The following is a 14527-nucleotide window of genomic DNA, read 5'->3' on the forward strand; positions in this document are numbered from 1 at the left end:
ATCACCCAACAAGCAAACCTGATAGCAAACCCACAAGCAAACCTGATAGCAATCCAACAAGTAAACCTGATAGCAATCCAACAAGTAAACCTGATAGCAATCCAACAAGTAAACCTATTAGCAATCCAACAAGTAAACCTGATAGCGATCCAACAAGCAAACCTATTAGCAATCCAACAAGCAAACCTATTAGCAATCCAACAAGTAAACCTATTAGCAATCCAACAAGTAAACCTATTAGCAATCCAACAAGCAAACCTGATAGCAATCCAACAAGCAAACCTGATAGCAATCCAACAAGCAAACCTGATAGCAATCCAACAAGTAAACCTGATAGCAATCCAACAAGTAAACCTATTAGCAATCCAACAAGTAAACCTATTAGCAATCCAACAAGCAAACCTGATAGCAATCCAACAAGCAAACCTATTAGCAATCCAACAAGCAAACCTATTAGCAATCCAACAAGTAAACCTATTAGCAATCCAACAAGTAAACCTATTAGCAATCCAACAAGCAAACCTGATAGCAATCCAACAAGCAAACCTATTAGCAATCCAACAAGCAAACCTGATAGCAATCCAACAAGTAAACCAACCGCGTCGTCAAACTCGTCATCCTTGTAGTGCAGTCCTATTGTTAACCCATAAAACCTTACGTATCGAAAATAAAAAAACCTGGTATGTATTTTCCAGACCTCATTCCCGTTCGGGGAATGCCAGTCGGAAAACACATACCAGGTTTTTTTATTTCCCTAAGTACACGAGCCCCAGTTTAACAATATGATAAGCGGAAAGAGCGAAGAACAATAACGCGATTGCCCTATTGACCATATAACTACTTAAAGCAAATTTAGTTTGAATATATTGAGCAAACCTTGCAAAACCATATAAAGCTACAGCAGCGCCAATCCCAGACCCGATACTAAACACCGTCAACGACAAATATCCAACATCAATCCACTCATGAGAAATCAAGTACGTCCCCACAAATAACCAATAAGGAATCTGCATTGGATTAAGCACACCAAGTAACATCCCGTACCTGATACTATCCTTTTTAGAATAATCAGCCTTTGGCATTTCCTTTCTCGACCGCCACGTGATCACCCCCAGTACCGTGAACATCACAATCATGACTACATCAATATAATTGCCCACTTTGATCTCGCTCGACAACCACTGCACAAACCTCATTACACCAAACGTGAACAAAACTTCTACCGCAGAAAAAGCCAGGATAAAATACAAAGCCTGTTTTATCCCGCGTGTAATAGTAATCTGTACCACCGTAAGGTTGATATTTCCAGGCGGAATATACCCTATCGAATTTAGAATTATTCCGAGGAATAAGGTTAGAAAAAGCATGCGCTAATATAAAAATTTAATTGATCCGTATAAATTGTTCAAAAAAAGAGCTGATGAATAAACACCAGCCCTTAAAAAATCATGATTAAACCAAAGAAGGCTTTAAATGCGGCAGTAAATACTTTGCAGTATAAGAACCCTTTGTACCAATCAGATCCTCAGGCGTTCCCTCAAAAACGACACTCCCACCACCATCACCACCCTCAGGCCCGATATCTATCACCCAATCCGCAGACTTGATCATATCCATATTATGCTCGATCACTAAAATCGTATTTCCCTGCTCAATCAATGTATTCAAAGCAATCAACAATTTCTTAATATCATGAAAATGCAAACCAGTAGTGGGCTCATCAAAAATAAACATCGTTTTACTCGCGCTATTTCCCTTAATTAAGAACGAAGCCAACTTGATCCGTTGCGCCTCACCACCAGACAAAGTATTAGAACTCTGTCCTAAATGAACATACCCTAACCCAACATCAACAAGCGGCTGTAACTTATTTAAAATCTTAGTCTCATTCTTAAAAAACCCTACAGCCTCATCAATCGTTAAATCCAGGATATCAGCCACATTCTTATCCTGATAAGTAATATCAAGAATCTGCTGCTTGAACCTGCGGCCACCACAAGCCTCACAAGGCAAGTAAATATCCGCCATGAACTGCATCTCAATCTTCACCTCACCCTCACCCTGGCAAACATCACAACGGCCACCCTCCACATTGAAAGAAAATGCAGCAGGCTTTAACCCCGCAGCCTTTGCAGCAGGTAAAGCAGAAAACAAAGCACGCACATCATCCCAGGCCTTTACATACGTTACAGGATTAGAACGCGAAGAACGGCCAATAGGATTCTGATCCACCATTTCTACCTGGCTGATCAGCTCATAATTACCAAATATCCCATCATATAAACCAGTCTGCTCACCAGCATAATTACCAATTGCCTTTTGCAGCGCAGGATATAAAATCTTCTTGATCAAACTTGTTTTTCCCGATCCCGAAACTCCGCTCACTACCGTAAAAACACCAAGCGGAAACTTCACCTCAATATTCTTAAGATTATTTTCCCTTGCCCCCTTAATCAGAATATGGTCAGCCCACTTTCTTCTCACCGCAGGAATTGCTATATTTTCTTCGCCTGACAAATATTTCCCCGTCAAACTCTTTTTATCTTTAATAATCTCTTTATAAGTACCTGTAAAAACCAGGTTCCCCCCTAAAGTACCGGCCTCAGGGCCAATATCGATAATATGATCCGCAGCCCTCATCATCTCCTCCTCATGCTCCACCACAATTACTGTGTTTCCAACATTACGCAAAGACTGCAGCACCTCGATCAACTTATTCGTGTCCCTTGGATGCAAACCAATACTAGGCTCATCCAGCACATAAATAGACCCCACTAAACTACTGCCCAGTGAAGTTGCTAAATTAATACGCTGAGACTCCCCGCCCGAAAGCGTATTCGATAACCTGTTCAAAGTTAAATAGCCTAAACCAACATTATTAAGATATAATACACGGCTCGTCACCTCTGCCAGTAAACGCTTTGAAATCTTAACATCCGTTTCAGAAAGCTCCAGGTTATCAAAAAAATTCTGGATAATAGACAAAGGCATTAATACGACATCGACAATCGACTTTCCGCCAATCTTAACATAAGAAGCATCTTTACGCAATCTCGAACCTTTGCAATCCGGGCAAATAGTTTTTCCGCGGTAACGCGACAACATCACCCTATACTGTATTTTATAAGTCTGCTGTTCCAGCTCCGCGAAAAATGCATCCAGTCCGTCAAAATATTTATTACCCGTCCACACTAACCGCTGCTCCTTCTCCGTTAACTCATTAAAAGGTCTGTGAATAGGAAAATCAAACTTCGATGCATTCTTGATCAGCTTATTTAACCACTCCCGCATTTTTTCACCACGCCACGGCGCAATTGCATTATCATAAAGACTCTTGCTCTTATCAGGAACGACCAGATCTTCATCAATTCCAATCACATTTCCATACCCCTCACAACGCTTACAAGCACCATAAGGATTATTGAAACTGAAGAAATTTGGTGTAGGCTCTTCAAAACGAATTCCATCCAGCTCAAAACGATCACAGAAATGAGTGATTTTTCCCTCATGCTCCACATAACAATCGCCCTTACCCTCAAAAAACGCAGTCTGAACAGAATCAGCTAACCGGCTCATCGTTTCATCATCCTCATGGAAAACAATCCGGTCAATCAGGATTTTGATCGTCTCCGCATCCTTGAGTTCGGTATCCTTAAACTGTTCATCTTCCAGCACCGCTTCAATTTTATGAACCGTATCTCCAAGGTAAACCCTTAAAAACCCTTTCTGCAGCAATACAGCCAGTTCCTCTTTCACAGATCTGTTATTGTGCGGATGTAGCGGGCAGAAAATTGTGGCCACACTATCCTCTCCAAGTTTGGAAACAAAATCAACAACCGTACTTACCGTATCCTTTTTCACTACAGTTCCTGATTCCGGCGAAATAGTTTTGCCAATTCTTGAAAAAAGCAATTTCAGATAATCATAAATTTCTGTTGAAGTACCAACCGTAGATCTCGGATTGGACGTAATTACCTTTTGCTCAATTGCGATTGCAGGGGCAATACCTTTAATATAATCAACATCCGGCTTATTCATCCGGCCCATAAACTGGCGGGCGTAAGAAGAAAGACTTTCTACATATCTTCTTTGTCCTTCAGCGTACAGGGTGTCAAAGGCAAGGGAAGATTTCCCTGAACCCGACATTCCGGTGATGACTACCAGCTTGTTTTTTGGTATTGCAACATCAATATTTTTGAGGTTATGTACCCTGGCACCCTTGATAATAATGTTTTTATGTGGATCTTTCTCCGTTTCCTTACTCATTGACTTCCTTATAGGATTTGCTAATATAACCCAAAAAACACAAAATTAGTTTGTGGGGAGAATGCAAAAATACGGCTCTTTAAACTAAATTAATTTTTTTTACTACTTTTATTCTTGTAATCTGATAAAAAAATGCTTCTTTTGAACTTGTAACACAATCAATTAAATCATCATCTTTAAAAAACATAGGAGAACCACTATAGCAAAAACATCTACTCAATCTTTTTTTAGCACACCAAGCAAGGGAATTTAGTTTAGATAATCCTATGAAGTTACAATCATATAGTGATCAGGAATTAGTGAAGTTATACCTGAAAGGAAATGAATCAGTTCTTGAAGAACTCCTGAACAGATACAAATCCAAGATATACACCTCTATATATTTACTGGTTAAAGATCAGTATTTAGCAGAAGACATTTTTCAGGATGCTTTTATTAAAGTCATCAATACACTCCGTTCAGGAAGGTATAATGAAGAAGGTAAATTTTTACCATGGGTAATGCGTATTGCCCACAATTTAGTCATCGATTATTTCAGACGTGAAAAGCGTGCGCCGGTAATTACCAGTGCAGATGGAACTGATATACTCAATATGCTGCAAATTCACGAAGAAAATGCAGAAGACAAATTACTGAGAGAACAAACCCATACCGACCTGCGTGTATTGATCCAGCTTCTTCCCGATGAACAGAAAGAAGTACTGATTATGCGCCATTACGCAGACCTTAGTTTCAAAGAAATAGCGGATCTTACCGATGTAAGTATCAATACGGCATTAGGCCGGATGAGATATGCCCTGAGTAATCTTCGTAAAATGATGAAAGTGAAGGAAGTGACCTAATCGGCTGAAATAGTCATTGTTATATTTTTTATCGTTTTAGCAGCGTCCCTATCAGGGCATAATTAATCTGCTGAAACGCCGTAGTGCTCATAAGTTCAATAAAAACAGACAAACGGAAAAAACAATATGCTCTGATGAAAATAAATGTTGAATTGTTTCGTTAAATTAGAAAACGAAAACAGTTTAATGCTTATGATAACAACCTCTACTCCTATCACAAATTCCCACTGCTTAAATCAGCATGCTGAAAATATAAGCAGTGAGTTTTTCAACGACCTTGATTTAATGTTTTATGAAAGCATTAAATGTCAGATGGACCTGCTGAATAAAAACCCTGATGAGGAAACTATTTCCAAAATCCTGGCTTATTCCAAGTCTCTGTAAACAATCTAAAAGACAAAGCTGCCATTAATGGCAGCTTTTTTTGTTTTATCTTTGTCACACTATGCTTAAAAAAGAAAGGTATAAACAATTTGTAGCCTATTTTTCTGCTAAACAGCCTGATGCTGAAACAGAACTTCATTACAATAACCCTTTTCAGCTGCTGGTCGCTGTAATTTTATCCGCACAATGCACCGATAAAAGAATCAACCAGGTTACACCCGCTTTATTCCAGCGCTTCCCGAATGCGAAAGCACTCGCGGAAGTTACTCCAGATATTGTTTTCGACTATATCAGGAGTGTAAGTTATCCGAACAACAAAGCGAAGCACCTGGTAGGCATGGCCAACATGCTGTTGAATGAATTTAATAATGTAGTTCCTTCAGACATTGATCAATTGCAGAAAATGCCCGGAGTGGGCAGGAAGACAGCCAATGTCATTGCTTCAGTAATCTACAATGCACCGGCCATGGCTGTAGACACCCATGTATTTCGTGTGGCCAACCGTATTGGGTTAACCACAGGAAAAACACCACTGGCAGTAGAAAAAGATCTGGTCAGGTATTTACCAGAAGAAACTATTCATGTTGCCCATCACTGGCTGATCCTTCATGGCAGGTATGTATGTGTTGCACGTTCCCCGAAATGCAATATTTGTGAAATCACTTCGATCTGCAAATATTATGAGAAGCTGAACAAACCAGCTAAAGCTATTAGCCAGGAAGCCCATTAAATTCAATAATTTTAGATATTTTATTATTTATTGAAAATAATTACTTATTTTTGCTAAATAAATTAGTATAATTACTACAGTTTATAGTTTTAAATATTTTATATTTACGACCTAATTAAATAAGATGATCCCAAACCCAGATAAATTAAAAGCATTACAACTTACATTAGATAAGTTAGAAAAATCTTACGGTAAAGGTGCCGTGATGAAATTAGGTGATACACCTACTGAATCTATTGAGTCTATCTCAACCGGCTCTATTACTTTAGATATCGCTTTAGGTATTGGTGGTGTACCAAAAGGACGTGTGATCGAGATTTACGGTCCGGAATCGTCTGGTAAAACTACTTTGGCAACCCATATTATTGCTGAAGCACAGAAAAAAGGTGGTGTAGCCGCATTTATTGATGCAGAACACGCTTTCGATAAATTCTATGCAAAGAAATTAGGTGTAGATGTAGACAACCTGCTAATTGCACAACCAGATAACGGTGAACAGGCTTTAGAAATCGCTGACAACCTGATCAGATCAGGAGCTATCGATGTAATCGTTATTGACTCGGTTGCAGCTTTAGTACCAAAAGCAGAGATTGAAGGTGAAATGGGTGACTCTAAAATGGGTCTTCAGGCACGTTTAATGTCTCAGGCCTTAAGAAAGCTAACAGGAACAATCGCTAAAACAGGATGTTGCTGTATCTTCATCAACCAGTTACGTGAAAAAATTGGTGTGATGTTCGGTAATCCTGAAACAACAACAGGTGGTAATGCCCTGAAATTCTACGCTTCTGTACGCCTTGACATCAGAAGAACTTCTCAGATTAAAGATGCTGATGAAGTTTCAGGTAACAGGGTAAAAGTAAAAATTGTTAAAAACAAAGTAGCTCCTCCATTCCGGATTGCAGAATTCGATATTATGTTTGGTCAGGGAATCTCTAAAGTTGGTGAGATCATCGACTTAGGTGTAGATTTCAATATCGTTAAAAAAGCAGGTTCATGGTTCTCTTACGGTGAAACTAAATTAGGACAAGGAAGAGATGCTGTGAAACAACTACTTTTGGATAATCCGGAATTAGCTGACGAAATCGAAAGAAAAATCAGAGAAGAAGTAACTGGTGAGAAATTAGAAGAATTGTTATAGTTCTCCATATTAACCAAAAAAAAACCGGTATATCCTTTTCGATATACCGGTTTTTTTATGAAACCTGGAAACTAAATTTAAGGGTTCATAAACTTCATATCCACGTTAACCGCTACATAAGCAGCTATAAATATAGCAGCAACCAGTACGACAAGACCGATATAGTTCTTATTCTTATCCTGTTTGATCATCCAGATCAAAAGCAAAATGAAAGGAATCAGCATCATGCCGAAAAATAAAAAACTCATTGAATTCATAACAAATTATTTTAGTGTCTTTAATATTAAATATACTACTGTTACCCGAAGCAACAGCTTAAAACTCCATTCTTGATGCAGGAGCAATATCCTGACCAACAAACTCTTGATTGATAAATTTATAATGGCCGGCGATAGCAATCATTGCAGCATTATCTGTGCAAAACTGAAACGCAGGAATAAAGACCTTCCAGCCCAATTCTTCAGATTTCTCTTCCAGTGCCTTGCGCAACCCTGTATTTGCAGAAACGCCACCAGCAATTGCAATCTCTTTAATATGATACTGCTTTGCTGCTTTCTTTACCTTATTTAACAAGATATGAACAATACTATGTTGTACAGAAGCACAAATATCATTCAGGTTCTCCTGAATAAAATCAGGATTTATCTTTTCCTGCGCTCTGATAAAATATAATATTGCAGTCTTTAAACCACTGAAACTATAATTCAAATCTTTAATCTGAGGCTCAGGAAATTTATAAGCCAATGGATTACCTTTTGCCGCATGCAAATCAATCAGTGGCCCTCCAGGATAAGGAAGGTTCAGAATCTTGGCAGTCTTATCGAACGCTTCACCCGCAGCATCATCCAGTGATTCTCCTACTATTTCCATATCAAAATAGTCTTTCACTAAAACAATTTGCGTGTGCCCACCAGAAACTGTTAAACATAAAAATGGAAATGACGGTTTCGGGTCATCAATAAAATGCGCAAGAATATGCGCGTGCATATGATTCACAGCGATAAGCGGCAAGTCTAAAGCCAGTGCAAAAGATTTGGCAAACGACACGCCTACCAATAAAGACCCTAATAATCCCGGTCCCCTGGTAAAAGCTATGGCATTTATATCCTTTTTGCTAACTTTAGCGTCGGTTAATGCCTGCTGAATTACTGGTACAATATTCTGTTGGTGAACTCTTGAAGCTAATTCAGGAACGACACCACCATAATTTTCATGAATTGTTTGGTTTGCAATAACATTGGCAGTAATTTTGCCGTTATTACAAATAGCAACAGAAGTTTCATCACAAGAGGATTCGATAGCAAGTATTACTGACACGTTGATTATTATTAAGCTACAAAACTATCAAAAAACTATTAAAAATACTTCTTTGGTTTATTGCATCGATTCTGCTGCTGCTCGCGATTATCCTATTTTCGCTTCAGTTCCGTCCTGTGCAGACTTTTGTGGCAAAAAAAGCAGCCAATTACCTGTCTAAAGAATTAAACACGACAATTTCTTTACACAGTATTTACGTTAAACCCTTCAAATATTTAGTTATCGAAGACCTTTTGGTACTAGATCAGCAGAAGGATACCCTGTTAAGCACCCCCAAATTTATTGTAGACCTCAACATGCTGTCTTTCGAGAAGCGAATTATTGACGTCAATACAGTACAATTGAACAACGGCTCTTTCTTCCTGAAAAAATATAAAGGCAAAAATAAAGGCACAAATCTTGATTTTATCATTGACTACTTTGATTCAGGCCCCTCAACTACTGTTAAAAAGAAAAAGAAGCCTTACAAGATCACGTTTAACAGGATAATCCTGAATAACCTGCAACTCAAATATAAAAACCTGAATGTTGATACCTTGATGAACGGAGTAAACTTCGAGGACGTAGAACTGACCAGCCTGAACGGTATTTTCGAAAAGCTGAATACGACCGATCACCTGATGCAGGCGGATATAAAAAACCTGACCTTTAAAGAAAAAAGTGGTTTTTACCTGAAGAACCTATCCGCATTTACCACGGTGGATACCAACCGTATTGAACTTAACAAATTAACCCTGGTGACCAATAAAAGTCATCTGTCGGATTACTTCGAAATGAAGTTCCATGCTTTTGAAGACTTCAGCGACTATGTAAATAAAGTGAGAATGAAGGCTCATTTCAAAAACAGTCACCTGGATTCAAGAGATGTCGCCTATTTCACTTCAGAAGTTGCAAAGATGAACCTGAACATTGACATCGATGGACAGATTACCGGACTGGTGAATAACCTGAGAGCAAAAAAGCTCTCTGTTAAGGCCGGTAAGGCAACCTACATCAAAGGTGATTTTAACCTGAAAGGCCTGCCTGAACTCGATGAAACTTTTATGGAGATGAAAGTTGAGATGGCTTCCACTAATAAAAAGGATTTAGATGAACTGCTGACTGGTATAACCGGGAACCGTAAAACAGCGATCCCTGTGATCGTTCAGAAATTCGGTACTATTTATTTCAATGGGAACTTTACAGGTTTTCAAAATGACTTTATTGCTTTTGGCGAGTTTAAAACCAAATTAGGCAGAATCGTTTCAGATGTAAACATGAAAATCAGTAAGCAGGGAGTCCCTTCTTACTCCGGAAATGTAAAAACATACGACTTTAATTTAGGAAACCTGATTGATGAAAACAGTATCGGAAAGATAACCGCCTCGGTTTATGTGAAAGGTAAAGGTATAGAACTGAATAGCCTGACCGAGCAGGTAAATGGCGACGTCAAATATATCGACTTCAATAATTACCGTTATACCCATGTTAAAGTGGATGGAAAGTTTGATAAAAAGTATTTCGACGGGAAACTGAGTATTGACGATAAGAATATAAAACTTGACTTTGACGGTGGGGTCAACTTAAATCCTAAACTTCCTGTATTCGACTTTAAGGCTTCTATCAAAAATGCCAAGCTTCGTAATCTCCATTTGTTTAAAGACTCATTGATGGTAGATGCGACCTTCCAGACCAATTTTTCAGGGACAAACCTGAACAATATTCAAGGTGATTTACTGATTGAGAAAATAAGACTTAACAATGTAAAAGGAATCTATAATATTGACTCCGTTCAATTGCAGGCAAAAGGAATTGGTGCAGACAGGATGTTAAGAATTAATTCTGACGTACTGGAAGCCAGTATTCAAGGTCAGTATGACCTGAATACCCTCCCTTCCTATTATAAATCACTTGCAAAAACTTACATCCCTTCTCTTAAAGCAGACATTGTAAATTTCAAAAACCAGATCTTTAAGTTTCAGCTTAAGATCAAACGTTTTGAGCCTGTTGCCGAATTAATTGCCCCTGGTTTGGAAATAGAAGATCAGGCAGAATTAGTAGGGAATTTTGATTCCGAAAAGAAAATAGCCACGCTGAACGGATTCATCAAAAAACTGAAATATAAAGGCGTCATCGCTAACAATATTATTATCGATGAAAACACGACTACCAATCAGTTGCAGGCGATTATTACTTCCGACCGTGTAGACTTAAATGATAGTTTGTATATCAAAAATGTCAACATTTCAAATGTACTTCGTAATGATAGTCTTGCACTCAACGTCAAACTATCCAATGCAAATGATGCCAATCAACTGGATTTAAACGGACTGGTAGAATTTGGAAAAGACACAACCCGTATCAGTGTCCTTCCTTCAATATTAAAAATTAACAGTCAGGATTGGGCTATTCAGGATAAAGTGAGAATAAGTTTTAAAAATGGCAAAACTGAGATTAGTAATTTTGATCTGCGAAATGGCAATCAGCTGTTAACTGTTGATGGAATTTTATCCGATGATCTTAACGATGTTGTTAAAGTAGGATTTAAAGACTTCAGCTTAAAAACACTTAACCCTTTCCTTAAAACAATTGGCGTACAATTATCTGGTCAAGTAAACGGTAATACGAAACTTTACGGCCTGTTGAAATCACCAAAGATCAATGATGATATTAAAATTGACTCCCTGAACTTCAATGATACTTACATTGGTTCTTTGACAGATACTTCTTCTTATAATCAGGAATCCAATCTTGCCAATGTATTTACGCGGATCAACAGAGATGGAAAAGAAACCCTTAAAGTGAACGGCCGTCTGGATCTGAAGGAGAAAAACATAGACCTTACCGTGAAAATGGATGAAAGCGAACTGACTGTATTGTCTCCATTTGTAAGTGATCTGGTTTCTAATCTTAAAGGGCACATCTCTACTGACCTCACCATTAAAGGTGCATTTAATTCCCCGCAGATTGACGGAGATATTACTCTTGATGAAGCAGAATTAACCGTTAACTACTTAAAAACTGCTTATACCATATCGCAGAAAGTGAGTGTGGATAAAAGTGTAATCGACATTGACGACCTTGAATTAAAAGACGTTGGCGGCAATATTGCTGTTGCCCGTGGTTCGGTAGATATGAACAATATCAATACACCAACACTGGATATTAGTATCAAAGCCAAAAACTTCATGGCTTTAAACACGACAATTAAAGATAATGAACTCTATTTCGGACAAGCTTTTGCCACAGGTACTTTCATTTTCAGAGGCCCGACAAATAAGTTATTTATCGGAATTGACGCCAAAACGGAAAAAGGAACAGTATTCAATCTCCCTTTAAATAGTTCAGAAACTGTATCAAGTAAAGACTTCATAACGTTTTTGAACAGGGATACCACTGCCAACGTTAAAAAGGCCATCAGTTTTGATGGGATCACGATGAGCTTTAAACTACAGGTAGACCCTAACAGTACCGCTAACCTGTTTACTAACCTGGGGAACTTAAGCGGAAAAGGAAATGCCGACCTTAACCTGGAGATCAATAGCCTTGGAGACTTTGAGATGTCGGGAGATTATATCATTGAATCGGGTAGTTTTGATTTTACTGCACAGGAGATCATCAACAAGAAATTTAACATCAGGCAGGGAGGTACCATCAGATGGACTGGAAATCCAACACAAGCCCAAATACAGCTAAAGGCGATCTATGAGCTCAGAGCAGGTCTTTCAGACCTGTATGCTGCTGCCAACAGAGATAACAGCAGCAACTCGCTGTTAAGAGTACCTGTAGAAGTTGAAATGGGTCTGAGTGGTCTTTTATTGAAGCCGGAGATTAAACTTGATGTATTTTTCCCTTCTAACCCGTCGATCAAAGAAGAACTTCAGGCTTACTTTAGTGATCCGAACAACCTGAACCTTCAGGCATTCAGTTTAATTATCAGGAGAAGTTTTGCTCCCGGAGGCGGTAAAGAAGATTTGGGTAAACAAGTAACTTCTGGTGTGGCCAGTACCGCAACAGAGCTGCTGTTTAACCAGTTTAACAACGTATTATCTTCACTGAACCTTGATTTCGTAGATATTAATATCCGGTCACTGAGTGAAGCAAGTGCCTCGTTCAAGTTTTTCAATAACCGGATCATTGTCAATGCTGGCGTTATAGATAACAGAAGTACGAGTGATCTCTCGCCTATCGGATTTTCAAGAAATAGTGTGGGCAGTGAGGTTGAAGTCCTGGCACTCATCCGCAAGGATGGTACGCTGATTGGTAAGCTGGCCAATAAACCGCCTACACAACAAAGTATTTTCGTCAATACTGGAATAAATCAGAACGTGAATGTAACTTCATTCGGTCTGATTTATTCACAGCAATTTGATAATTTCAGAGAGTTTGTTCAAAAGGTTACGGGAAAATACCGCAAAAACTTAAAGAATAAACAAGATGACACGCGTCAGCATAAAAAACAATCTGTTAATAAAGATGCGGTCACCGAAGAGCAAAAAAGGTTACTTAAAGAAGCGGTATTGACTACCCCTTCATTATAGTATGGCCCATTTTATCTCTTTTTGTTTTCAGGTAAGTCTCGTTATGTAAATTGCTCACAATTTCAATCGGGATATTCTCCACAACTTCCAAACCATAACCAATCAGTCCGGCTCTTTTTGTAGGGTTATTAGACATCAGGCGCATTTTGCGAACACCTTGTGCTCTTAGAATCTGTGCACCTACCCCATAATCACGTTCATCACCTTTAAAGCCTAATTTAATATTAGCCTCTACCGTATCAAAACCAGCATCCTGAAGGTTATAAGACAATAATTTATTCACCAGCCCAATACCACGGCCTTCCTGGTTCATATAAACTACAATTCCTTTACCTTCTTTTTCAATCATCTGTAATGCTTTATGCAGCTGAGGGCCGCAATCGCAACGGCAGGAACCAAAAATATCACCAGTAACGCATGAACTGTGTACTCTAACCAATATAGCTTCCTCTGCTGTCCACTCTCCTTTGCTCAAAGCAAGGTGTGTCGCATTATTCTCGAGTTGTGTATACGCGGTCATTTTGAAATCACCCCATTCTGTAGGCAGGTTAATGGTAACCTCTTCTTTAATCAGGCTATCATTTTTCAGGCGATAAGCAATCAGATCTTTAATAGAGATTATTTTCAGATTGTGCTGCGCTGCTATTTTAATCAGATCAGGCAATCTTGCCATCTCCCCGTCTTCTTTCATAATCTCTACCAAAACTCCGGCAGGTACCATTCCAGCTAACCTTGCTAAATCTACAGCTGCTTCGGTATGGCCTGCACGTCTCAGCACACCACCATCTTTAGCACGTAAAGGAAATATATGTCCGGGTCTGCCCAGTTCATCAGGATTCGTATCCGGATTGATCAATGCCTGTATAGTCTTGGAACGGTCTGAAGCAGAAATACCAGTGGTACACCCATGTCCTATCAGATCCACAGAAACCGTAAAATTAGTTTCATAAGCCGCGGTGTTTTTACCGACCATCAGCTCCAGGTTTAATTCATCACATCTTTCTTCAGTAATTGCGGCACAGATCAGGCCTCTTCCATGAGTGGCCATGAAGTTAATAACTTCAGGTGTTGCATTCCCAGCAGCAGTAAGGAAGTCGCCTTCATTCTCACGATCCTCATCGTCAACAACAATAACGACTTTACCGGCTTTTATATCTGCAACAGCATCTTCTATTGCGTTCAGTTTAATTTCCATTTTATAATCAGACCTTCAACAAAGGATATATAATTAAATCCCATTTAAGATTCATAAACAAAGTTACAACCTTCCCCGGATAATATATATTTAAAATATCATCGTTAAGTAAGACTCTGATTAAAGACTTATGAA

11 protein-coding genes are annotated in these 14527 nt (G+C 38.8%); 5 read left to right on the plus strand and 6 right to left on the minus strand.

Annotation, left to right across the window (positions count from 1 at the left end; genetic code table 11):
* Position 1: 1 nt before the first annotated feature.
* The 3 genes from AB3G38_RS13540 to uvrA all read right to left on the minus strand — a co-directional run bounded on the left by AB3G38_RS13540 (position 2) and on the right by uvrA (position 4266).
* On the minus strand, positions 2-733 hold the full coding sequence (locus AB3G38_RS13540) for a hypothetical protein (protein ID WP_367864428.1): 732 nt from the start codon (positions 731-733) through the stop codon (positions 2-4).
* A gap of 13 nt (positions 734-746) precedes the next feature.
* Positions 747-1367, minus strand: coding sequence for a LysE family transporter (locus AB3G38_RS13545; protein WP_367864429.1), 621 nt, complete (start codon positions 1365-1367; stop codon positions 747-749).
* Between the two features lie 85 nt (positions 1368-1452).
* A complete protein-coding gene (uvrA, locus tag AB3G38_RS13550; protein ID WP_367864430.1) occupies positions 1453-4266 on the minus strand; it encodes an excinuclease ABC subunit UvrA in 2814 nt (937 codons plus the stop codon).
* Positions 4267-4532: 266 nt separating this feature from the next.
* Between uvrA and AB3G38_RS13555 the strand changes: the two genes are divergently transcribed.
* The 4 genes from AB3G38_RS13555 (at position 4533) to recA (ending at position 7360) form a co-directional block, all read left to right on the plus strand.
* On the plus strand, positions 4533-5108 hold the full coding sequence (locus tag AB3G38_RS13555) for an RNA polymerase sigma factor (protein WP_068406212.1): 576 nt from the start codon (positions 4533-4535) through the stop codon (positions 5106-5108).
* A gap of 192 nt (positions 5109-5300) precedes the next feature.
* Positions 5301-5492: a hypothetical protein gene (locus AB3G38_RS13560; protein WP_367864431.1), complete on the plus strand. Its 192-nt coding sequence runs from the start codon at positions 5301-5303 to the stop codon at positions 5490-5492.
* 61 nt (positions 5493-5553) lie between these two features.
* Positions 5554-6222 carry an endonuclease III gene (gene nth, locus AB3G38_RS13565; protein WP_367864432.1) on the plus strand — a complete coding sequence of 223 codons (669 nt, stop codon included), beginning with the start codon at positions 5554-5556 and terminating at the stop codon, positions 6220-6222.
* Positions 6223-6346: 124 nt separating this feature from the next.
* A complete protein-coding gene (recA, locus tag AB3G38_RS13570; RefSeq protein WP_183868471.1) occupies positions 6347-7360 on the plus strand; it encodes a recombinase RecA in 1014 nt (337 codons plus the stop codon).
* A gap of 77 nt (positions 7361-7437) precedes the next feature.
* Here recA and AB3G38_RS13575 read toward each other — a convergent pair whose 3' ends face one another.
* Both AB3G38_RS13575 and tsaD read right to left on the minus strand, forming a co-directional pair.
* On the minus strand, positions 7438-7608 hold the full coding sequence (locus tag AB3G38_RS13575; protein ID WP_367864433.1) for a hypothetical protein: 171 nt from the start codon (positions 7606-7608) through the stop codon (positions 7438-7440).
* A gap of 67 nt (positions 7609-7675) precedes the next feature.
* Positions 7676-8677: a tRNA (adenosine(37)-N6)-threonylcarbamoyltransferase complex transferase subunit TsaD gene (gene tsaD, locus AB3G38_RS13580; RefSeq protein ID WP_367864434.1), complete on the minus strand. Its 1002-nt coding sequence runs from the start codon at positions 8675-8677 to the stop codon at positions 7676-7678.
* Positions 8678-8805: 128 nt separating this feature from the next.
* Here tsaD and AB3G38_RS13585 point away from each other — a divergent pair, with 128 nt between their 5' ends.
* Positions 8806-13197: a translocation/assembly module TamB domain-containing protein gene (locus AB3G38_RS13585; RefSeq protein WP_367864435.1), complete on the plus strand. Its 4392-nt coding sequence runs from the start codon at positions 8806-8808 to the stop codon at positions 13195-13197.
* On the opposite strand, the gene AB3G38_RS13590 is transcribed toward AB3G38_RS13585, so the two are convergent.
* Positions 13181-14392: a bifunctional 3,4-dihydroxy-2-butanone-4-phosphate synthase/GTP cyclohydrolase II gene (locus tag AB3G38_RS13590; protein ID WP_367864436.1), complete on the minus strand. Its 1212-nt coding sequence runs from the start codon at positions 14390-14392 to the stop codon at positions 13181-13183. The genes AB3G38_RS13585 and AB3G38_RS13590 overlap by 17 nt on opposite strands.
* Between the last annotated feature and the right edge of the window lie 135 nt (positions 14393-14527).

It is taken from the genome of Pedobacter sp. WC2423, assembly GCF_040822065.1.
In the GTDB taxonomy this organism is placed as follows: Bacteria; Bacteroidota; Bacteroidia; order Sphingobacteriales; family Sphingobacteriaceae; genus Pedobacter.

Bases quoted from the DNA above. Each gene is read 5' to 3' on its own strand.
- uvrA (WP_367864430.1), bottom strand. From the start codon at position 4,266: ATGAGTAAGGAAACGGAGAAAGATCCACATAAAAACATTATTATCAAG.
- nth (WP_367864432.1), top strand. From the start codon at position 5,554: ATGCTTAAAAAAGAAAGGTATAAACAATTTGTAGCCTATTTTTCTGCT.
- recA (WP_183868471.1), top strand. From the start codon at position 6,347: ATGATCCCAAACCCAGATAAATTAAAAGCATTACAACTTACATTAGAT.
- AB3G38_RS13555 (WP_068406212.1), top strand. From the start codon at position 4,533: ATGAAGTTACAATCATATAGTGATCAGGAATTAGTGAAGTTATACCTG.
- AB3G38_RS13575 (WP_367864433.1), bottom strand. From the start codon at position 7,608: ATGAGTTTTTTATTTTTCGGCATGATGCTGATTCCTTTCATTTTGCTT.
- AB3G38_RS13560 (WP_367864431.1), top strand. From the start codon at position 5,301: ATGATAACAACCTCTACTCCTATCACAAATTCCCACTGCTTAAATCAG.
- AB3G38_RS13590 (WP_367864436.1), bottom strand. From the start codon at position 14,392: ATGGAAATTAAACTGAACGCAATAGAAGATGCTGTTGCAGATATAAAA.
- AB3G38_RS13545 (WP_367864429.1), bottom strand. From the start codon at position 1,367: ATGCTTTTTCTAACCTTATTCCTCGGAATAATTCTAAATTCGATAGGG.